At 68.4% G+C, this 20,893-nt stretch carries 15 protein-coding genes and 1 tRNA gene; 8 read left to right on the top strand and 8 right to left on the bottom strand.

What is annotated here, in order from left to right; genetic code table 11:
* Both Ari01nite_RS40000 and Ari01nite_RS39995 read right to left on the bottom strand, forming a co-directional pair.
* Nucleotides 1-2,435, bottom strand: a 2,435-nt coding sequence (locus tag Ari01nite_RS40000; RefSeq protein WP_203788513.1) for a hypothetical protein, incomplete at its 3' end; no start/stop codon positions are given.
* 143 nt (nucleotides 2,436-2,578) lie between these two features.
* Entirely contained in the window at nucleotides 2,579-4,243 is a 1,665-nt protein-coding gene (locus tag Ari01nite_RS39995; RefSeq protein ID WP_438872279.1) for a copper resistance CopC/CopD family protein, read from the bottom strand.
* Nucleotides 4,244-4,348: 105 nt separating this feature from the next.
* On the opposite strand from Ari01nite_RS39995, the gene Ari01nite_RS39990 reads away from it, so the two are divergent.
* The 6 genes from Ari01nite_RS39990 (at nucleotide 4,349) to Ari01nite_RS39965 (ending at nucleotide 8,309) form a co-directional block, all read left to right on the top strand.
* Nucleotides 4,349-4,897, top strand: a complete 549-nt coding sequence (locus Ari01nite_RS39990; protein ID WP_203788509.1) for a sigma-70 family RNA polymerase sigma factor — start codon at nucleotides 4,349-4,351, stop codon at nucleotides 4,895-4,897.
* Between the two features lie 105 nt (nucleotides 4,898-5,002).
* Entirely contained in the window at nucleotides 5,003-5,473 is a 471-nt protein-coding gene (locus Ari01nite_RS39985) for a MauE/DoxX family redox-associated membrane protein (RefSeq protein WP_203788507.1), read from the top strand.
* Nucleotides 5,470-6,213, top strand: a complete 744-nt coding sequence (locus tag Ari01nite_RS39980) for a DsbA family protein (protein WP_203788505.1) — start codon at nucleotides 5,470-5,472, stop codon at nucleotides 6,211-6,213. Before Ari01nite_RS39985 ends, Ari01nite_RS39980 begins: the two co-directional genes overlap by 4 nt.
* Nucleotides 6,210-7,196 (top strand): hypothetical protein, encoded by a 987-nt coding sequence (locus Ari01nite_RS39975; protein WP_239163420.1) that lies wholly within the window; start codon nucleotides 6,210-6,212, stop codon nucleotides 7,194-7,196. The genes Ari01nite_RS39980 and Ari01nite_RS39975 overlap by 4 nt, the downstream gene beginning before the upstream one ends.
* 348 nt (nucleotides 7,197-7,544) lie before the next feature.
* Entirely contained in the window at nucleotides 7,545-8,021 is a 477-nt protein-coding gene (gene bcp / locus Ari01nite_RS39970; protein WP_203788503.1) for a thioredoxin-dependent thiol peroxidase, read from the top strand.
* A 204-nt stretch (nucleotides 8,022-8,225) separates the two neighbouring features.
* A tRNA-Leu gene (locus Ari01nite_RS39965) sits at nucleotides 8,226-8,309 on the top strand.
* Nucleotides 8,310-8,420: 111 nt separating this feature from the next.
* Here Ari01nite_RS39965 and Ari01nite_RS39960 read toward each other — a convergent pair.
* The 6 genes from Ari01nite_RS39960 to Ari01nite_RS39935 form a co-directional block, all read right to left on the bottom strand.
* Nucleotides 8,421-9,923 carry an arabinofuranosidase catalytic domain-containing protein gene (locus Ari01nite_RS39960; protein ID WP_203788501.1) on the bottom strand — a complete coding sequence of 501 codons (1,503 nt, stop codon included), beginning with the start codon at nucleotides 9,921-9,923 and terminating at the stop codon, nucleotides 8,421-8,423.
* A gap of 53 nt (nucleotides 9,924-9,976) precedes the next feature.
* Nucleotides 9,977-12,631 (bottom strand): RICIN domain-containing protein, encoded by a 2,655-nt coding sequence (locus Ari01nite_RS39955; protein WP_203788499.1) that lies wholly within the window; start codon nucleotides 12,629-12,631, stop codon nucleotides 9,977-9,979.
* A 191-nt stretch (nucleotides 12,632-12,822) separates the two neighbouring features.
* On the bottom strand, nucleotides 12,823-14,289 hold the full coding sequence (locus Ari01nite_RS39950; protein WP_203788497.1) for a family 43 glycosylhydrolase: 1,467 nt from the start codon (nucleotides 14,287-14,289) through the stop codon (nucleotides 12,823-12,825).
* Between the two features lie 322 nt (nucleotides 14,290-14,611).
* Nucleotides 14,612-15,457, bottom strand: coding sequence for a carbohydrate ABC transporter permease (locus Ari01nite_RS39945; protein ID WP_239163419.1), 846 nt, complete (start codon nucleotides 15,455-15,457; stop codon nucleotides 14,612-14,614).
* 23 nt (nucleotides 15,458-15,480) lie between these two features.
* Complete coding sequence (locus Ari01nite_RS39940) at nucleotides 15,481-16,437, bottom strand: carbohydrate ABC transporter permease (protein ID WP_203788493.1); 957 nt, start codon at nucleotides 16,435-16,437, stop codon at nucleotides 15,481-15,483.
* A 1-nt stretch (nucleotide 16,438) separates the two neighbouring features.
* The gene (locus Ari01nite_RS39935) at nucleotides 16,439-17,692 is read right to left on the bottom strand and encodes an ABC transporter substrate-binding protein (RefSeq protein WP_203788491.1); all 1,254 of its coding nucleotides are present in this window, start codon (nucleotides 17,690-17,692) and stop codon (nucleotides 16,439-16,441) included.
* Nucleotides 17,693-17,881: 189 nt separating this feature from the next.
* On the opposite strand from Ari01nite_RS39935, the gene Ari01nite_RS39930 reads away from it, so the two are divergent.
* Nucleotides 17,882-18,922: a LacI family DNA-binding transcriptional regulator gene (locus Ari01nite_RS39930; protein ID WP_203788489.1), complete on the top strand. Its 1,041-nt coding sequence runs from the start codon at nucleotides 17,882-17,884 to the stop codon at nucleotides 18,920-18,922.
* A 582-nt stretch (nucleotides 18,923-19,504) separates the two neighbouring features.
* Nucleotides 19,505-20,893, top strand: a 1,389-nt coding sequence (locus Ari01nite_RS39925; protein ID WP_203788487.1) for a glycoside hydrolase family 10 protein, incomplete at its 3' end; no start/stop codon positions are given.

Here is a 20,893-nt window from a genome sequence, read left to right as displayed (position 1 = left end):
CTGTGGGCGACCGGAGCCGGCACGTCAGCAGCCTGCGCGGCTGCTCCGGGCATACCAGCGGCCTGCGCGGTGGGAGCCGGCACGCCGATGCCCTGTGTGCCGGCGGTCGGCGACGCGGCGGGTGTGGCGTTTCGCGAGACCGGTGCCGGAGCGGCCGGGCTGGGCCGCGATCCGCCCGGTGCCTGGCGGCCCGGTGCCGGCCGTGCCGAAGTTGGCTGCTGGCGGCCGATCCGTGGGGAGTCGGCGCGGGTCAAGCCCAGGGCGGTCCAGTCGGTGGCGTTCGGGCCGGTGATCACGGCGACTCGCTGGCCGGCCGTGCGGGGATCGCGCGCCATGGTGCTGTCCGCCGGGACTCGCTCCGGCATCTCGGCGCTGCGCGGTGCCACCTCGCCGCGGAAGGCTCGGGCGTCGGCGGCTCCGGCTGCGTATGCCGCGGCGACCGCGTCGTCGCCGCTCGGTGCCTGGGACGGCGAGGCGTGCCGGCCACGGCGTCCGCCGCCGTTGCCAGGTGACGGCCGTCCGGGAGACGGGCGACGGGAAGCCTCGGTGCCCGGCTCGCCGTGCTCGTCATCCGAGTCTGCGGGCGTGGCGGGGACAGGCGTGGATCCGGCAGGTCCGGCGCCCGCCGAAGCAGGGGCGCTTTCGGCGGAGCCTTGCGGGACGGCCGCGGTTCCGCCAGCAACAGATCCATTCGGTGCACTCGCCGCGGTGCCGGCTTTCGCCGGCGCGGAAGAAACCGGCGCGGAAGAAACCGGCCCGGAAGAAACCGGCCCGGAAGAAACCGGCCCGGAAGAAACCGGCCCGGAAGAAGCCGGCGGGGCGGCCAGCGCGGTCGCGGCCACCGAGTCATCCGCACGGGCGTCGCGGGCAGGGGCCCCGCCGCGGCCGTTCGGGGTGTCCGTGGTGGGTCGGGAGCCGTTTGCGGCGGCTCGGCGCCTGGCCACCTCGGCCATCCGGGCCGCGGCGGTGGCCTCGGTGACCCGGGCTCGTTCGGCGGCCGTTTCGGCCACCCAGGCGCCCACCGCGGAGGCCTGGAACAGGGGCAGGTCGCCCGGTTCGGGAGCGCGCAGCTTGCCGCCGCGGTCCAGGCGGCGGCCGAACAGCGGGTCCGCCGCGGACGGTGGGTCGCCCAACGGCAACGACACCGCGCCGCCCACCGACGTCGGCTTGATGAAGCCCAGCGGCTCGCCCGGGGCCGGCTTCCGACCGGCGGCGGATCGGCCGGCCGCCGATGCGGAGGCCGGCATCGGCGCCGCCGCACCCACCGCTGAGCCCGACCCGAGATTCGAGCCAACAGCCGAGCCACCGGTCGAGCCACCCGGGTCCGAGGCCGAGCCACCCGCCAAACCGACCGGAGAACCGCCAGCCGAGCCACCAACCAAGCCCACCCCAGAGCCACCAACGGCACCCGCTCCGCCTCGCCCGGCAGCCCCGCCGACGGCGGGACCAGCGGCCGAACCAACCGACCCGGCCGCAGCGGCCAGCACCGAGCCGGGCTCGGCGCCAAGAGCCATCGCGCCAACCGGCACCGAACTCTTGGAGCCGCCCGGAATCGCGGTCGCGGCGGCGTATTCCTCCGGGTTCGGTGGGCCGGACAGGGCCGGCGGCCACGTCAGTTGCGGGGCCGCCGCGAGGGCGGGGGCCTTCTGGCTGTCCGCCAAGGTGCGCGGGCGGTGGGCGCCGACCGGGCGGGCGGGGCTCAGAGTGTTCAGGGGCAGCGGCGCACCGATGGCGGCCATCAGGTCGGGGACCTGGCTGGGCTCGACCACGTACACGACCTCGCGGCGGCGGGCCGGCCAGGACAGCACGATCAGGCCGACCATCAGCAGGAGCGTGCCGAGCGTCAGCAGGCCCCAGGTGCTGGAGTTGAGCCAGCCGGGACGCAGCTCGGCCGAGGAGGTCAGCTGGAGGCCGGGCTTCGCGCCGGCGCTCATGATGACCAGGCTGTACGGGCCGCCGCGGACGTCGCCGGGGGTCCAGGCCAGCTGGCCGTCGGCGCTGCTGCGCAGCCAGAACGAGGTCTGGCCGGGTAGCTGGCGCGGGGCCAGGCGGCCGGGCAGCGCGTTGGTGGCCACCGGGAGGGCGCCGGTGCCGATGTCGACCGTACGGATCGTGCTGTGCGGGACGCCGCGCAGGTAGTCCTCCACCGTGGCGGTGGGTGCCAGGCCCAGGAAGGCGGGGCCGTCGCCGGTGCGCGCATTGATCCGCAGCTGGGTGTCGCCGATCCGGGTGAAGGGGGCGTCGCTGCGCAGGAGGCGGTCCACGTCCGGGATCACGAACGCGTAGCCGGGCGTGGCCAGCCGCTGCAGCTCCCCGGTGAACGCGCCACCCTGGTCGCGATGTTGCATGGCCGCCCACAGCGCGGTACCCGCTAGGAGCGACGGCAGACCGATGGTCAGCAGCAGCATTCCGAGAATCGTGCGGAGCACCCGCATCAGCTTCTCCCCCTGTCTCAGGCCGTACTGCGCAGACCATACAGATCCAAATAACCCCAAAGTGGTCAAATAGCCGTGAATCGCTGATAGATATGACAACGGCCCGGCCTGCATGCAAAGGCCGGGCCGCGTACGCGGAGACGTCAGTTGATGGTGGCGGTCATCGTCTGCGTGGTCTGGTCGATGTCACTGGTGCGCGCCGTGAACTTGAACGTCCACTCGCCGGCCACCGGCAGCGCCACGTCGCCGACCGCGTGGAAGTCGGTGATCCGCAGCAGCGGGATCTGAATCGGCTCGATGCCCTTGCCGGCCAGCGCCGCCGTCGCCGTCCACTCCACGACCGGCAGCGGCTTGTTGTCGGGCGTGTACGCGTACAGGTGAATGGAATTGTTGCCCACCGCGGCCGGAAAGATGTCGACCTGCAGTGCCATCTCGTTGTTGGTCAGCATCTTGCTGATCGTGGTGTTGGTCGCGGCCGCGGTTTCCGCGGCCTCGGCGGTGCGCGGCGGTGGGATCTGCACCAGCGCGGCCGTCACCCCCAGCACCACCGCGGTGATCGCCAGCTCGACGGCGACCGTCCGGCGCAGCCCGCGCGGCTCGGCCTCGGCCACCTTGGAACGCACCAGCCGCCGCGAATACCAGGCCACCGCGAGCACCAGCCCGGCCAGACCGACCTTGGCCAGGATGAGCCGGCCGTACGTGCTGATGAAAAGCCCGTCCAGCGAGGCCACCTCGATCAGTGCCTGCACGACGCCGGCCAGGATGAGCGCGGTCACCGCGGTGGCGGCCCAGCGCGACCAGATCGGCAGTATCGCGCCCAGCTCGCGTTCGTCGGCCTGGCGCAGCAGGAAGCCGGCCAGCATGACCAGCCCACCCAGCCAGACCGCCATGGCGGTCAGGTGGATCGCGTCGACCACCACCGAGACACCGGCCACCGGTGAGGCGGTCGGATGGCCGGTCAGCGGCCAGGTGGCCAGCGCCGCGACGCCGAGCACGCCGAGCAGCGCCAGATCGGTCTTGGACTCGTTGCTGTCGCCGCTCAGCAGCGGCCGCAACAGCAGTGCCGCGGCGCACAGCACGCCCAGGCGAACCAGCATCACCGCGCCGAACGTGCTGCCCAGCACGTCGCGCAGGTCACCCACCCGGACGTCGAACAGGCTGGTGCCGATCGAGTAGGGGACCTGGAGCCAGATCGCCGCCAGCGTGCTGACCGTGACCAGGCCCATGCCGGTCCAGATGACCCGGGCCGGTCCGCGCCGGCTCAACCGGTGCGGCCACAGCAGAGCCAGCACCAGCGCCGGCCCCACCAGCAACACCAGTCCCGCGTATCCCAGGTATTTGGCAACCGGGATGAGCGCACGCACCACCGGGTCGACCTCGGACGCGGGGCCGCTCGCGGTGGGCGGCGCGGAGGCGGCACCCACCGAAAAGGTCAGGCTGCCGGCGACCGGGTGGCTGTCGGCGGAGATCACCCGGTAGCTCACCAGGTAGGTGCCCTGGCCGCCGCCGGCGCGCAGCGGGATCGTCACGCTGCCGCCGCTCGCCGTGGGTTCGCCCTGGTCGGCGCGGGAGCCGTCGGGCGCGAGCACCTGAATCTTGCCGGCCAGCAGCTGCACGGACTCGCTGAAGGTCAGGGTGACCCGGTTGGGCGCATCGGGCACGATCGTGCCGTTGCCGGGGTCGCTGGCCACCAGCGCGGCATGCGCGCTGGCCGGGGCGGCCGGGCCGAGCAGCACGCAGAACAGCCCGATCAGCAGGCCGAGACCCCCCGCGAGGGCCCGGCGACGATCCACGGTCATGCGCGCCATGCTCCCCGATCCGGTCAGGAGGTCCCACCGGCGGGTAGTCGTCGGTGCGCTCAACATGGTTCCAGAAGCCCCTGACAATTTCTCCAGCGCGTACCATGTCGGGTCATGGACGCGGGCGAAAACGGGCAAGATCCCACCACCGCGCTGGCGCTGGACGCCCGCGCGGGGGATCCGGCGGCCCAGGCCGCGTTCGTCCGGGCCACCCAGGCCGACGTCTGGCGGTTCACCGCGGCGCTGGTCGACCCGGGCTCCGCCGATGATCTCACCCAGGAGACGTTCCTGCGGGCGTTCAAGGCGCTGCCCGCGTTCGAGGGCCGCTCGAGCGTGCGCACCTGGCTGCTCGGCATCGCCCGGCGCACCTGCGCCGACCACCTCCGCGCCGTGGTCCGCCGGCGCAAGCTCGACGCGCGCCTGGCCGCGCAGGCCTGCACCGAGTTGCCGGTGCCTGACCCGGCCCACCGCCTCAGCACCGCCGACCTGCTCGGCCGGCTCAGCGAGGAACGACGTACAGCGTTCGTGCTCACTCAGGTTTTGGGTCTTTCCTATGCCGAGGCCGCAGTGGTGGAGGACGTGCCGGTGGGCACCATCCGCTCCCGCGTGGCCCGGGCGCGCGACGAGCTGGTCATCGCGGTGGCACAGGCCCGCGCGGTCTGAAAACTGGCTGGCAAGACAGGTCTTTTGGCACTCCCTCTTGACAGGCAAGGCTCAGCAAAATCGAGGAACCTGCTGGCTACGGACCTCGACTAACTGGGCGTGACAATGACATCGGCCGCTTGGCCATGGATCTCCACCGTGGCGCGCGTCGGCCTCGCGGCGGTCTTCTTGATCGCCGGTGGCCTCAAGGTGACCGACCTGGCCGCCTCCGGCCGCGCGGTAAACGCGTATCAGCTGATGCCCTATGAGACGGCCAAGGTGGTCGGTGCCGCCCTCCCGTTTCTGGAGATAACGCTCGGTCTGCTGCTGCTGGCCGGCCTCGCGGTGCGGCTGACCGCCTCGATCGCCGCGGTGGTGCTGGTGATCTTCATGGGCGGCATCGCCTGGGCGTGGGCGCAGGGCCTGCAGATCGACTGTGGCTGCTTCAGCAAGGGCGGCGAGCTCACCGGCGGCCGCACCACCCAGTACGGCCTGGACATCCTGCGCGACGTCGGCTTCCTGGCGCTGGCCGGGATCCTGCTGGTCAAGCCGCGCGACCGGTTCTCAGTGGACAACCTACTAATGGGGGACGCATGAGCAAGCGCGACCGCGACCTGGCCAAGGCCCGGCGCATCGTCGAACAGCAGAAGGCCGCCGAGCGCCGGCGCCAGGTGACCGTCTGGACCTCGGTGGCCGTGGTCGCGGTGCTGCTGATGGCCGGCCTGGTCGGCTGGGGCGTCCTGGCCAACCAGGAAAAACAGGACGCCGGCCGGCTCACCGTGCCGGCCTCGGCGGTCGACGAGAGCACCGCGTTCGCGCTCGGCGAGGGCCCGGTCACGGTCGACATCTACGAAGATTTCATGTGCCCGATCTGCACCGAGTTCGAGAAACAGGCCGGCGCCACAATCCAACAGATGGTCACGGAAAAGAAGATCACCGTGCGGTACCACCCGGTGTCGATCCTGGACCGCTACTCGAACGGCACCCAGTTCTCCACCAGGGCCGCCGGGGCCGCGGCCGCAGCCGCCGGCGAGGGCAAGTTCCGCGAGTTCCACGACGCTCTCTTCGCCAACCAGCCGGCCGAGGGCACCGACGGCCTCTCCGACGCCAGACTCATCGAGCTGGGCCGGTCGGTCGGGCTGGGCGACAAGTTCGCGCAGGCGGTCACCGATCGCACCTACGATGCGTGGGTGAGCAAGGCAACCGACACGTTCGCCGCCCGCGGCTTCAGCGGCACGCCGACCATCGTGGTCAACGGCAAACAGGTGCGGGGCCCCGGCCAGTCGGTGCCGACCACGGCCGACTTCACCCGGGCCGTCACGGCGGCCGCCGGGTGAGAAGGCTCGCCCTGCTCGTGGCGGTGGCCGGTGCGCTGCTCGCGCCGGCCACCCCGGCTTTCGCGCACGGCGGCGACGCCACGGAGGCCACCGCCTACCGGGTACGGATCACCGGGGTCAGCACACCCGAGGACGGCCTCACCGTCCGCGCGGTCGAGGCCGGCGCGCGGCTCGAGCTCAGCAACACCACGGGCCATTCGGTCGAGGTGCTCGGCTATTCCGGCGAGCCCTATCTCGACGTGCGCCCCGACGGCACCTACCAAAATGTCAACTCCCCCACCGCCTACCTCAACGAGACCCTGAACGGCGAAACCCCCGTACCCCCTAATGCCGTGCCCACCGCGGCGCCGCACTGGCGGCGCATCTCCACCTCGACCACCGTGCGCTGGCACGATCAGCGCACCCAGTGGATGAGCGCCGGCCTGCCGCCCCAGGCCTCCGCCGACCCCGGCCGCGCGCATCGCCTGCGTGACTGGGTGGTGCCGCTGCGGGTGCAGGTGCGCACCTTCGAACTCCGCGGCACCCTCGACTGGGAACCCCCGCCCCGCGCCTGGCTGTGGTGGCTGGGCGTCGCGGTCACCGGCCTCACGGCCACGGCCCTGGCTATGCGGTGGCCCAGGTCGGTCGCGCCGCTTGCGCTGATCGGCGGTCTTTCCCCCATGCTGTACGCGACCACGCGGATTCTGGACGGCGGTGCCCCGCCCCTTGTCCTCATCCTGTCCGGGTTGCTGGCGCTCGCGGCTGCCTACCGCCATCCGCCGTTCTACCTGGCCCTGGCCGGCGCGGCGCTGGCGCTGTTCGGCGGCGTGACGGAGGTCGGCGCCTTCCCGGCCGCGGTGCTGCCCGCCGCCGGCCCCGGCTGGCTGTCCCGGCTGGCCGTGACGCTGGCGCTGGGCATCGGCGCGGCCCTGTGCCTGACGGGAGTGCTGCGTTTGCGCGCCGCCGCCCAGATCCGCCCGCAACCGGAGACGGTCGCCGCCTGAACCCGCGCGGTGGCCGGCACCACTGGACAGCTTCCGGTGGTCGAGGCCGCGCGGCTCCGCTCCTGCCCGGGCCCGGGTGGCCTTCACGGTGACGGTCGCTGCTTACATGCTCACCGCAGTCCCCGGCGGGATGCCGAACGTTTGCGAGCACTGCGGTAGCGGTTCGCCGCGCGGGTCGAGGTTGCGCGAGTTCGCGGGCCGGCACTGCCGCATCGCGGGCCGGGCCTGCCACACCGCGGGCCGGCACTGCCGCATCGCGGGCCGGTGGCCCGGGGACGGGCGGCGGCCGAGGCCGCCGTTTCGGCGGGTGGGGCGGATCTGTCGGTGGGCCGGTCTATCGTCGTCGGCATGACTCAGACCGCCCGTCTCTCGCCCGGCGACGCCGCGCCCGACTTCACCCTGCCCACCGACAGCGGCGACCAGCTCGCGCTCAAGGATCTGCGTGGCCGCAAGGTGGTGCTTTATGCGTACCCGGCCGCCATGACCCCCGGCTGCACCACCCAGGCCTGTGACTTCCGCGACTCGCTGGCGTCGCTCAAGGCGGCCGGCTATGAGGTGGTCGGCATCTCCCCCGACGCCCCCGCCAAGCTGGCCAAGTTCCGCGACCGCGACGCGATCACCTTCCCGCTGGTCGGCGACGAGGACAAGAGCGTGCTGACGGCCTACGGCGCCTACGGCGAAAAGCAGAACTACGGCAAGACCGTGGTCGGCGTGATCCGCTCCACCTTCGTGATCGACGAGAACGGCGTGATCGAACACGCCCTCTACAACGTCAAGGCCACCGGCCACGTCGCCAAGCTGCGTCGCGACCTCGGCCTGGACTGATTTCCACAACTCCGGGACGTCCCTGCCGATTCTTCCGGCAAGACTCGCCGACCGTCCCGGTCTCCCGCTCCCACGGCGGCCGTCATGCGGCACGACCCGCAAGGCGGCCGCCGTGTCCGGGGCGGGTGACCGCAGGTGGGAACGCTGATGTTGCGGCCGACCGTCTAGAATCTCGTCAACGACTTGCCCAGAGGGGCAAATCGTGCGGAAGTGGCGTAATTGGCAGCCGCGCTGGGTTTAGGTCCCAGTGTTCGAAAGAACGTAGGGGTTCGAGTCCCCTCTTCCGCACAGCGTGTGTTCGCGGTGGATGTGTTCTCGTCGCTCACCCGGTCGGGCGATCCGGCCGGTAGCGGTGAGGTGGGCCAGCCACCTGGACGTGACCCACCGCCGCGCAGCAAACTAGGCAATTCTCCACCGTTGTGTGGGCAGGGTGTTGCATTCCCATTGGCGCACTTCGGCGCCGTTGGCCGTTCCCCAGTTGTAGTCGTCCAGGCACATATGATTGAAATGCCTGTTCATGATCCAGGAGAAGCCGCTGCCCGCGTCGATGATCCGCCACAGTTGGGCGTCGTTGCCGTTGCAGGTCCACTGGCGGACCTCGGCGCCGTTGGCGGTGCCGAAGTTGAAGTTGTCGAGGCATTTGCCGCTGTGCCGGTTGACGATGGTGGACCAACCACCGGCAGCCGGCCGGATGTCCCATTGCTGGACGGCGGACCCGTTGCAGGCCCACTGCCGGACTTCGGCGCCGTCGTTGGTCGCCCAGTTGTAGTCGTCGAGGCAGAGGTTGCTGTGCTGGTTGCGGATCGTCCGCGTCTGCGTCGGCGGGGCACTGGCGCTGTAGCCGGCAGCCACGATGTTGGCCTGCACTGCGTTCTCGGCGGCGGCCGACGGGTAGCCGGCAGTCATCGCACCCTCGTACCACGTGCCCGCACCCCAGGGACTGTTGTCGCCGCCAATGCCGAGGCCGATGGCGCCCTCCTTTCTCATCGGGTTGTAGTTGGCGTCGGGACGTGGACCCTCGTAGATGTCGAGGAGCGAACCGCTGGTGGCGTTGCCACCGCGGATCGCCCACTGATTGCCCGAGTTGCCCTTGACGATCGCCGTCAGGAAGCGGTGGGTGAGCGACGGGTTCGTCGTGTTGGTGCCACGGTTCCGGCCGGAGAAGATGCCCATCTCCAAGTCGGCCATAAGCCACGGACCTGATCCGCCGCCGGCACCCCACCCTCCGCCGAGGCCGAAGTAGATTGTTTCCATGGCGCCGAGGTTGGTGACGGTGACGCTCGGCTCCATGTTGCCGTAGTCGAAGCAACAGCCGTTGTTGTAATGCGTACCGTCCAGAACGGAATAGATTCCTTCCGGCTGATCACCGACCGGAATGCCGCTCGTCGTGTTGTCCCGGTAGCCCGTCCCTGGCGTGATCATGATGCCGTACGCCTTCTGGCCGCCGACCGTGACGGGCGCCGCGGTCGCCGTCGCCAGCCGGTCCCAGCCGCCCGGCTCCGGTCCGGCAAAGGCCCCTCCGGGCGCCCGCGTGAGGTGGTTCCCGCGCGGCGACTGGTCGTAAATGATCGTGATGTGACACGTCGTGTTCACGCAAAACGTGTCCTGCGCGGCGGCGTTCGCCACTCCCCCGGCGGTCAGGACCGAGATGTCGCGTACGGCGTCGTCCGACTGGCGTCGGACTTGGTAAAGCCGGCCTGTGTAGGCGCCGTAGAGGGCGCGGGTAGTGGAATGCGCCGCGACGCACGGCGTGCCGCCGCTGGCGTAGATGTCGCATGGCATGACGGGCGCTGCGTGCGCGGTACCACCACTGCTGGTCACGATGACGCTGGTGGCTGCCAAGCTGGCGACGGCCAGCACAATTGTGCGTAGTCTTCGAACAGGAGCTCGTTTGGACAGCATGCATCTCCTCTTTCGATAGTTGATCGGGTGGGAATGGCATGGAGCCGCTCGCGTCAGGCGACTCGCCAGTGCTGGGTAGCGAGGTCGTTGCAGCTCCACTGGCGTACTTCCGCCCCGGCCGCGGTGCCCCAGTTGTAGTTGTCGAGGCATAGGCCGCTGTGCCGGTTGGTCAGGGTCGAGTAGGCGTCGCCTATCGGCGTCAGGCCCCATTGCTGGACTGTCTGGCCGTTGCACGTCCATTGCTGAACCGGGGCCCCGGACGCGGTACCCCAGTCCTTGTTGTCCAGGCAGAGTCCGCTGTGGCGGTTGCGGATCTGGTAGTAGCCGTCGCTGACCGGGGTGATGTCCCAGCTCTGGAATGCCAGGCCGTTGCAGGTCCATTGCCGCACCTCGGCGCCCGGGGTGCTGATGCCGTTGAAATCGTCCAGGCATAGGTTGCTGTGCCGGTTGGTGATGGTGCGGCCGGCGGGAGCCGGGGTGGTCGCAGTGGGCTCGGGCGTGGTTGGCCCGGGGATGGGGCTGCCGGCGAGCACGTCGATGTCCATGTTCCCGTAGGTGTCCCTCAGCAGGGCCAAGGATTCGGCATGGGCGACGGAGTTCCAGGGCAGCCACAGGCTGACCCCGCCGTACCGGAGGTCCGCCAGGCCGATGGCCTCTTCGAGCAGCCCGTCCCGCGCGTAGCCGAGGGGGTTTCCGGGGTACTGGGTGGTGAGTTTGGCCTCGTTGGCCAGCAGCCGGGCGTACGCGAGGTAATGCGGGTCGTTGGTGGCGCGGTACAGGCGGTAGTAGTCGTAAAGACTCGAGGAATGCCAGGTGTCCATGGCCGAGTGCCCGGTGGCGATGAGGCTTTGCCCGCGGACGCCGTACTTCGTGTACGCCGCACGGCTGGAGGCCACCGGGTAGTTCCACGCGTATGCCCAGGTCTCGGCGAAGTCGCCGGCGCGTTGCGCGGCCTGCAGCCAACGGGCATCGCGGGTGTGGTCGTACAGCGACAGGAAGGCCCGTAGCGCCAGGGCGGAGGCTTCCTTGTCCGTCACGTTGTTGTTGTCGGGAGTGCCGCCGACGTACGCGGCCGGTAGGTGGACGTTCTGCCAGGCGAACTCGCCGGCGCGCAATGCGGCGGTGCGGTACCGGGCGTCGCCGGTGTAGGCCGACAGTTCCAGCAGGAAGGGGACGGCGTTGTGGGTGTTGTACTTGGCCTGGTTGTCTGGCCCGGTTCCGGCAAGGTTGTAGGAGCGGTAGTAGGACCCGTCTGCGTTCTGGTGGGTGACGAGCCAGTCGCCGAAGCGGCGCGCGTAGTTCTCCCATGGGGCCACCGGGGTGCCACGGCTGCGCATCAGCCGGCAGGCTTTGAGAATGCCCTCCATACCATCGGTGGCGATACGCAGGTATGTCGGATAGAAGCCACGCCATCCCGGAGGGTTCACGTCGTACCAGGTCCTCGGCAGGCCCGACGGGGCCGACGAATTGTTCGCCCAGAAGTCGAGAATCTGCCGGCCCTTGGTGACGTTGTCCGGGCGGTTGTTCAGGTAGCCGTCGCGCAGCATCAGGTAGGCCGCGGGGATCTGCTGACCGACGAAGCCCATCTGGTAGCTGACTTCCTTGACCGTGCCATCGGGCAGGTTGACGCTGAACGGCAGTCCGGGCGCCCCGCCCCACGTCGAGGTGTAGGACGCCAGCACGTCCACCGATGACCGGTACACCCGGTCGACCGGTACCTTGGCGATCTGCGGGTTCTGCATGGCCCAGTGGTACCGCCATGCGTCACGCACCGCGGCGCCGAAATCCGCGGTCCGTGCGGCACGGATCCGGAACTCGTAGCTCTGGGTGTATCCGACCGTTACCGGGTTGCTGCGACGTACCCAGGCAGCGGCCCGGTTGACGTAGTTCTTCTCGCCCTCCATCCCCGGATAGACGATGGCCAGCTTGGTGGACGGGACGCGCTGCGCTCCCAGCGCGGCGTGGGTGATGGCGCCGTTGACCAGCCAGGCGCCGGAGCCTTCGTCCACCGGGGAGGCCGCCCGGGGGTTCTGGTGCGCCAGGCTGACATCCAGTCCACCGGCCGGATCGTGCATCATCACGAACGGCAGCGGCATCCGCATCTCGCGGAAGTACATGTAGTTGTCGTTCATGTTGCTGGCCAGCGCGCCGGCCGGCACATTGCGGTTGCGGTCGTACCACAGGCCCGGCGCCAGGAACTGGTAGTCCTGCAACGGCCGGGGGTTGGCCGCGCCGATCGTGAAACGGGAATTGAATCCTTGGTCTGCGGCGGACGCGGTCACCACGGTCACCGTCCGACTCGCGGAGAACCCGCCTCCTTGCGCAACCCGGTAGCTGTCGCGGAACCGGAACACGCTGCCGCCAGGGGTTCGTACGTCGCCGGTCCCGACCAACTGGTCACCTTCGAGGCCCACCGACGTGTATCGCCCGTTGACGTCGACCGGGTTCGTGCCGCTCTTGATGATCAGCTGCAGCGGCTGCTGCTCCACCAGGACAGCCGCGCCCGTCGCAGCGTCTCGCACGACGACCGGCTGGCCCGTCGCACCGGAGTTCAGCACGAGCTCGTAACCACCGGAACGCAGCAGGTCGCCATCGGCCGCCGCGGCGACATGCAACGGCCACGCCGCCAGCGCAGCAACCACACCACCGGCGACCGTCACCAGCAGTGGCCGCCGGCCTATCCGTCTTCTTGCACTGGCAAACATCATCGCAATTCCTTTCACGACGCAGCGAGCTTGCCGGGCCCGTCGTGGGTGGGGGGACGTGGGAATCGGTAGAACGGCGGCTCACCGTGCCAGCGAGCCGGGACGCAGGTCAGGAACGTGCGCCGAGCAGGACGGGCGACGGCGCGTTGGGGTGCGGGTGCCGTCGCCCGTCGGTTAGTGCCGGGCGCGACTGATCAGGTGACGGCCCACTGCTGGGCGTTGCTGTTGTTGCAGGTCCACTGGCGCACTTCGGCACCGGCCGCGGTGCCGAAGTTGTAGTTGTCCAGGCACAGGCCGCTGTGGCGGTTGGTGATCGTCGAGTAGCCGTTGCCCAGCGCGGTGACCCGCCAGTGCTGTACGGCCAGGCCGTTGCAGGTCCACTGTTGAACGGTGGCCCCCGCGGTGGTGCCCCAGTCCTTGTTGTCGAGACACAGGCCGCTGTGCCGGTTGACGATCTGGGCGAAACCGCCCCCCGCGTCGGTGATCTCCCAGTCCTGTACGGGGAGGTCGGCGCAGGTCCATTGCCGCACCTCGGCCCCGGGGGAGGTCACCCAGTTGTAGTCGTCGAGGCACAGGTTGCTGTGCCGGTTACGGATTTCCCGGGCCGGCGGCAGCGTGCCGTTCTCACCCGAGGGTGCCTGCAGGACAGTGGCGGTGGAGACCGGCACGCCGAGGTTCGGGGTGCCGTCGGCGTTCCAGGAGATTTTCTGCACCCGGGTGGTCCGGGTCGTGCTGCAGCCCTGGCTGGCGGAGGCGTTGGCGTGGTACGCGATCCAGGTCTCGGTACCGTCGGGCGAGGAGAAGAACGAGTGGTGGCCCGGGCCGAAGACCCCCGCCGCGTCGTTGCGCTGGAAGATGGGGTTCGGGAACTTGAACCAGGAGGCCGCGTTCAGCGGGTCACCGCCGCGGTACTCGAGCATGCCGAGTTTGTAGTTGGGGCCGTTGCAGTGGCTGGCTGAGTAGGTCAGGAAGCTGCGACCGTTGCGCTGCACCATGAACCCGCCCTCGTTGACCGCCCCGTCCTGCCGTTCCCAGCCCAGCGTGGGAGCTGAGATCCGAGCCCCGAACCCGCTGGCGGTCCACGGGTTTGACATCGGTGCCAGGTACAGCGACTGCAGACCGTCCGGCGCGAACGCGGAGAACGTCATGTACAGCGCATTGTTGAGCCGCACCAGCGCTGCATCGATCGCCCAGCCGTTGTTCGGCATCAAATTCAAGATGCCGCGGTTGGTGTACGGACCGAGCGGATCACTGCCCGCACTCTCCGCGACATGGGTACGCCGGGCGGCGCCGAATCCCTCCACCGAGTAGTACAGGTACCAGCGGTTGTTGATCATCTCCAGATGCGGTGCCCACATCGTGTTGCCGCCCGTGCGCACCACCACCTGCTCCGGAGCACTGCGCAACCCGGCGATCGTGGCGGAACGCCGCATGACCACGTCCGTCGACCACGTCGTCGCCACGTAATAGTAGAAACCGTTGTGATACACCAGCGTCGGATCACCACTGTTCGGGGATCCCACGACAGGATTGGTGAACGCCGGCCCCGCCGCGACCGCGGGACTGTGCAGGCCGATCAAGCCCACCGATACCCCGACGACGCCGATCGCGGCAGCGGACACCATCCGCCGCGCCGCTCGCCGCCAATTTCCGATAAACACGCCAACTCCTCACTTTACTCATGCGACTGTGACGCGAATACTCGTCTCCCGGAACCGGGATTACCGGCGCCCCGTAACGCCAACGACACATTCCATGTTCACGTTAACATTGATGAATGTCAAGGAAGTTCGGGAAACTCCATGCGGCGAACCAAATCAAGGCAAGGACGTTTGAGCAGGTAAAATCGCCCTGTGACGATCCGTCCAAGGCAGGGTGCCCTCAGTGATACAGGTTCCCGATTCGGTGAAGTTTGGAGGCTATCTGCCTGGTTGAGTTATCGTTCACAAGTGCGTCTGAATTTGCCGCTTGCGACCACGTCAATCACTTGATGCCGGTCGTCGCAATGCCATTGACAAAGCGTCGCTGGACGAACAGGAATGCCACCATCATGGGCAACAGTGCCAGGACTGATCCCGCCATCAGCAGACCATAGTTGGTGACGTGCTCGCCCTTGAATAGCGCCAGTCCGGCCGGCAGCGTGCGCATGTCCGGATCGGAGGTGACGATCAGCGGCCACAGCAGGTCGTTCCAGTTGGCCAGCAGATTGAACAGTCCGATGGTGAGCGCGGCGGGCCAGGCCAAGGGCAGCATGATCCGAGTGAAGATACGCAGCTCGGAGGAACCGTCAATTCGCGCCGCGTCCTCCAGGTCCATCGGCAGAGCGAGAAAGAACTGTCGCATGAAGAAGATGCCGAACGCGTCGGCCACCCGGGGCACGATGAGTCCCTGATAGGTGTCGACCCACCCGAGTTCGCTCAAGAGGTTGTAGACGGGCACCAGCGTGACCTGCGGCGGCAGCATCAATGTCACCAGGACGATCACGAAGATTGCGGTGCGTCCCGGGAAGGCGAACCGGGCCAGCGCGTACCCCGCCATGGCGTCCAACAGCACGGATCCGACCGCCACGGTGCCGGCGAACAGGGCCGTGTTGAGCAGTTGCCGCGCGAAGGGAATCTGCCGCCAGATCTCTGTGTAGTTCTCCCAGGCGAATTCGGTGGGCAGCAACGTCGTCGGATGAGCCATCAGGTCACCCTGTGTCCGCACCGACGCGCTGAGCATCCACAGGAATGGCAGCACGGTGACGAACACAGCGGCGCAGAGCAGAAGGACGAGCAAGAACGTTCCGACGTCACGGGATCGCCGGATCCGCTGATCCGACTCGTCCACCGGCCGCAGGGTCCGCGCCGGCATCAGTACCGCACCGCTCGCCGGTTGAAAAAGGTCAACTGGAGCACGCTGACCGCCAGGACGATGAGGACAAGCACCCACGAGATGGCGGTTGCGGAGCCCATGTCCAGACTTTCGAAGGCGCGGTCGTACGTGAGCATGACGATGCTCTCGGTACGGAAGTAGGGACCTCCGGCGGTCATCACGTAGATCTGGTCGAAGACCTGGAGGCTGAAGATCGTCCCGATGATGGTGACGAACATCGTGGTATTGGCCAGCAGCGGAAGCGTGACGCGACGGAACCGGGCCCACGGGCCGGCACCGTCAATCATCGCGGCCTCGGTCAGTTCCCTCGGGATCGACTGGAGGCCCGCGAGGAACATGACCATGAAGAAGCCGACATTGCGCCAGACCCCGACAAGCACCACGGCAGGCAGCGCGAGGGCCGGGTCGTCGATGCCGTTGCCGGTCGGGATGCCGACCCCCTCCAGCCATCCGGTGACCAGGCCGATCTGTGGATCCATCAGAAACGCCCAGGCGATCGCCGCGATGCTCAACGACGCGACGAACGGGAGGAACAGCGCCGTCCGGAACAACCCTCGTGCCGGCAGCCGACGATTGAGCGCAACGGCCAAGGCCAGGGCCAGCACGGTCGAGACCGGCGTGGTCACCAGGGCGTACAGCGCCGTGTTGCCAAGCGCGTTGCGGAACCGCTCGTCGGAGGCCAGGCTCATGTAGTTGTCCAGGCCCACCCATTCGCCGTCCTGGATGAGGCCCGCGTCGGTGAACGAGATGGCGAGGGAGTGCGCCATCGGCCACATGACGAAAAACGCGAGCACGGCGAGCGCCGGCGAGAGGAAGCCCAGCGCCGTGACGGACTGCCGGTGCAGCAGCCGTCGCCGCAGCGTTGCCCACTGTGAGGCGGGCCGAGCCGGATCAAATCTCGGCACGCCTTGCGCCGGCTTCGTGGCTAGGGACATGTCAGTCCTCCAGCAACTTGTCGATCTGCCCGGACGCCTCGGGCATCAGCTTCCCGGCACTACCTTCACCGTTGGTGATGCGCTGAATCGTGGGCACCACGACGTCGTCGTGAATGTCGCCGGCATGGACCAGCCCGCCGAGGTAGAACCGTGAGTTGCTCTGCTGCGCAAACGCCTGAGCGGTCGGGTTCTCGGCCAGCAGGGACGGATCCACGTCGCTGCGGTTGGGCGGGTACCCGGTCTGCAGCGACCAGTACGTCTGCGTCTCGACGCTGTTCCAGTACGTCATGAAGTTGTAGGCCGCGGACTTCTGCACCGCGGAGGCGTCGGCGGCCAGGTGCAGGTTCGTGCTGACCGCGACGGCCATCTGGGCTTCGCTGCCTCGTGGCACCGGCGCGATCCCGTACTTGATGCCGGCTTTGTCGAAGCCCGCCGTCACCCAGGGACCGTTCATCAACATCGCCGCCTTGCCGGCACCGAAGAGGTTGTCGGCCTCTACACCGTTCAACCCAATGGGAGAGATGCCCTGATCGCGCATGAGACTGGACCAGCGGTTCACCGCAGCGACGCTTTTCGGGGTGCCGAAGATGGAGCGTGGGTTGTCCTCGGACACGATGCCGCCGCCGTCCGCCCACAACAGCACCGCCCAACTCGGGGGCGCCTCACGGTCGGGAATGGCGATCCCGTACTGCTTCTGCTCGGCCTGCGTCAGCGCGACAGCCGCTCGCGCCATGTCGTCCATCGTCTGGGGCGGACCCTTGACGCCCGCGGCGGCGAACAGGTCCTTGTTCCAGAAGAGCATCGTCGGAGCAAAGGCGAACGGGACTCCCCATACCTTTCCATCGTGAGTCACGACATCCATGCCGGCCTTCGGCAGGACCCCGCGATCGATGCCGGACATCGCGGAAAAGTCATCGACGGGCTGGAAGACCTTCTGCTCCACGTACTGCGCCACCGCGCCACCGTCCAGAGCGACGAGGGTCGGGCCCTTGCCGGCCTTGTACGCCGGGAGCAAGGCGTCGGTCATCACGTCGCCCGGCTGGATGTTCATCTCGACCGTGACCTTGTCCTGCGACGTGTTGAACCGGCGCACCAGCTCTTCCACCGCCGGCCGGTCGGATGCCGTGAACGAGTTCCAGAACGTGATCGTGGTCCTGCCGTCGGTGGACCCGCGATCGCCGGAACCGCAGGCCGCAAGGAGGCTCATGCCCACCACCGCGGTGAGCACCATGCTGAAAGCGCGTGCCCTTCCCATCTGCCTCTCCTTCCGGGCCGGCAACTGACGCCGGTCCGTAGTCCCGGCACAGGGAGAGACGCGCGAGGCGGTGCCGAGTAGCTTCTTCATCGATGTAGAAGCAAGAATCTACATCGATGAAGATGCCGTCAACGATGCGTTCGTAACGAACCGGTAACACCGTTGACACGACACGAAGCGAGGAGCGCGATGGCCACCATGCGCGACGTTGCCCGGCGCGCAGGAGTCTCGAGCAAAACGGTCTCCAACGTGCTCAACGGCTACCCGTACATCAAGGAGTCGACGCGAGCGAGGGTCCTGGCCGCGATCGACGAGCTCGGCTACCAGATGAACATCTCGGCTCGGAACCTGCGGTCCGGCCGCACCGGGATCATCGCGCTCGCCGTCCCCGAGCTCACTCTGCCCTACTTCGCCCAGCTCTGCGACGCGGTCATCGAGGCGGCCGGCGCCAAGGGCTGGACGGTGATCGTCGAGCCGACCGGGGGCGTACGGGAACGAGAACTCGACGTGCTGTCCGGAGTTCGACGTCATCTCGTCGACGGGGTCATCTTCTCCCCGCTCGCCCTCGGGCCGGACGAGGCGCAATACCTCCAGGTCGACTTTCCCCTGGTCATGCTCGGTGAGCGGATTCTGCACGGCCCGACCGACCACGTGGCAATCAGCAACGCCGAAGCGGCGCGCACCGCCACCCAGCACCTGCTCGACCTCGGTCGGCGGCGCATCGCCGTCATCGGAGCCAACCCCGGCGAGGTGGCGGGAGCCGCCACGGTACGGCTCGACGGCTACCTGGCCGCGCTGGAGGCCGCGGGCATCAAGCGGGACGACGATCTGATCCTGGCACCGGGGCTCTGGTGGCACCGCACCGCGGGCGCCGGTGCGATGCAGAGGTTGCTGGACGCAGGCACGCAATTCGACGCGGTGTTCGGCTTCAACGACACCCTTGCCCTGGGCGCCTTGCACGTACTGCTGCGCAGCGGTCGACGAATTCCCGAGGATGTCGCCGTGATCGGCTTCGACGACATCGAGGAGACCAGGTTCTCCATGCCGCCGCTGACGTCGATCGAGCCTGGCCGGGAACAGATCGCGCGCACCGCCGTGGACCTGCTCGCCGAGCGGATCGCGGGGAAGGGGCCAACCGAACACCGCGAGATCTACGCCGACTTCACCCTCCAGGTACGCGAGTCGACGGCCGGGCTCCCGTCAGCGACCCGGTCCGCCAAGACAACGTGAATACGGACAGTGGCGGGCGCGTACACGCGGCAATCGACGGCGATCGGCTGACCGCGCTCCAGCAGTACTAGCATCCGCGGAACAGCAACGAGAAGATCTTCAAGATCTCGCTCCGCGGTTGACCCCGGCGGAACAGGCCCCGGCGCGCATTCATTACACAAATTCAGCGACCAATTTCTGGTTTCCTGATCGACGGCCCGTGGCCATTACCACAGCACGACTCCGCGCTGCGTAATTCGCGTCCCGCGTCCGGTTGTTCCGGAGATCTGTCCGCGTATTCGCGCCGCTCCGGAGAGTGAAGTCTCGCCGGACACACGGCTCCGGAGACTCCAAACTACACTTGACCTGGTCGTAATCGACACGTAACGTTCGAGTTCATCAATGAGAGTTCCGAGCAGCGCCGAAACTTTCGGAGCCAACTCCTCGTTCTGGAAGCTCTCGAATCGGTTCAGGAACCGAACGGTGACTTTCTTAATCGGCCGGCACGCACGGCGTCCGGACGGTTCCTCCACTCGAATGGGAAGGCGCGGCATGACCAGTCAAAGTGCGGAAACACCCCGGCACAAAAGACCGAAGGGATTGATGCGGCCTCAATTCCTGCTGGGCCTGATCGTCGTGCTGCTCGCCGCCGCCACCGCGGTTGCTGTCACCACCGCAGCGCAGGCGGCCACGACGCTGGGCGCCTCAGCGGCCGAGAAAGGCCGCTACTTCGGCACCGCGGTGGCTGGTGGCCGGCTCGGCGACAGCACCTACGCCACGCTGCTCGCGCGCGAGTTCAACATGTGCACGGCGGAGAACGAGATGAAATGGGACGCGACCGAGCCGTCCCAGAACTCGTTCAACTACGCCAGCGCTGACGCGATCGTCAACCGCTGTACCCAGAACGGTGCGCGGATACGCGGTCACGCGCTGGCCTGGCACTCCCAGCAACCGGGCTGGGCACAGAATATGTCCGGCACCGCGCTGCGAAACGCCATGGTCAACCACATCACCAAGGTGGCCACCTACTATCGCGGCAAGATCCACTCCTGGGACGTGGTGAACGAGGCCTTCGCCGACGGCACCAGCGGCGCGCGACGCGACTCGAACCTGCAGCGCACCGGCAACGACTGGATCGAGGTGGCGTTCCGCACCGCGCGGGCCGCCGACCCGGGCGCGAAGCTCTGCTACAACGACTACAACACCGACAACTGGACCGACGCGAAGACGCAGGCCGTCTACCGCATGGTGCAGGACTTCAAGAACCGCGGTGTGCCGATCGACTGCGTCGGCCTGCAGTCGCACTTCAACAGCCAGTCGCCGGTACCCGGCAATTACCAGACCACCCTGTCCAGCTTCGCCGCCCTCGGCGTCGACGTGCAGATCACCGAGTTGGACATCGAGGGCTCCGGCACCGCGCAGGCCAACAACTACCGATCCGTGGTCACCGCCTGCCTGAACGTGGCCCGCTGCACCGGCATCACCGTGTGGGGCATCCGGGACACCGACTCGTGGCGCGCCAGCGGCACGCCGCTCCTTTTCGACGGCAGCGGCAACAAGAAGGCCGCCTACAACTCCACTCTCGACGCACTCAACGCCGGCGGCACCACCACGCCGACCACCGGCCCGACCACCGGCCCGACGACCGGCCCGACCTCCGGGTCAGGCACCTGCACCGCGACGTTGACACCCGGAACCGTCTGGGGTGACCGGTACAACTCCTCGGTGACGGTCTCGGGCGCCAGCACCTGGACGGTGGTCGTCGTCATCACCGCTCCGCAAAAGGTCTCGTCCACCTGGAGCGGCACGCCGACCTGGGACTCCAGCGGAAACGTGATGACCGTGCAGTCCAACGGATCCGGCAACTCGTTCGGGTTCACCACGATGTTCAACGGCAACACCTCCGCGCGCCCGCAGATCAGGTCCTGCACCGGCGCCGGCGGAGGCACCACCTCGCCGACCGTCGTACCGACGACTGCGCCGCCTTCGGGT

The organism is Paractinoplanes rishiriensis (assembly GCF_016862375.1).
Taxonomy (GTDB): Bacteria; Actinomycetota; Actinomycetes; order Mycobacteriales; family Micromonosporaceae; genus Actinoplanes; species Actinoplanes rishiriensis.
The sequence above is the reverse complement of the archived record's forward strand: the minus strand, read 5'-3'. Positions and strand labels throughout refer to the sequence as shown.

What these genes read in the sequence shown, in the direction of transcription:
- Ari01nite_RS39995 (WP_438872279.1), bottom strand. Translation starts at nt 4,243, where the DNA reads ATGGCGCGCATGACCGTGGATCGTCGCCGGGCCCTCGCGGGGGGTCTC.
- Ari01nite_RS39990 (WP_203788509.1), top strand. Translation starts at nt 4,349, where the DNA reads ATGGACGCGGGCGAAAACGGGCAAGATCCCACCACCGCGCTGGCGCTG.
- Ari01nite_RS39985 (WP_203788507.1), top strand. Translation starts at nt 5,003, where the DNA reads ATGACATCGGCCGCTTGGCCATGGATCTCCACCGTGGCGCGCGTCGGC.
- Ari01nite_RS39980 (WP_203788505.1), top strand. Translation starts at nt 5,470, where the DNA reads ATGAGCAAGCGCGACCGCGACCTGGCCAAGGCCCGGCGCATCGTCGAA.
- bcp (WP_203788503.1), top strand. Translation starts at nt 7,545, where the DNA reads ATGACTCAGACCGCCCGTCTCTCGCCCGGCGACGCCGCGCCCGACTTC.
- Ari01nite_RS39960 (WP_203788501.1), bottom strand. Translation starts at nt 9,923, where the DNA reads ATGCTGTCCAAACGAGCTCCTGTTCGAAGACTACGCACAATTGTGCTG.
- Ari01nite_RS39955 (WP_203788499.1), bottom strand. Translation starts at nt 12,631, where the DNA reads ATGATGTTTGCCAGTGCAAGAAGACGGATAGGCCGGCGGCCACTGCTG.
- Ari01nite_RS39940 (WP_203788493.1), bottom strand. Translation starts at nt 16,437, where the DNA reads ATGTCCCTAGCCACGAAGCCGGCGCAAGGCGTGCCGAGATTTGATCCG.
- Ari01nite_RS39935 (WP_203788491.1), bottom strand. Translation starts at nt 17,692, where the DNA reads ATGGGAAGGGCACGCGCTTTCAGCATGGTGCTCACCGCGGTGGTGGGC.
- Ari01nite_RS39930 (WP_203788489.1), top strand. Translation starts at nt 17,882, where the DNA reads ATGGCCACCATGCGCGACGTTGCCCGGCGCGCAGGAGTCTCGAGCAAA.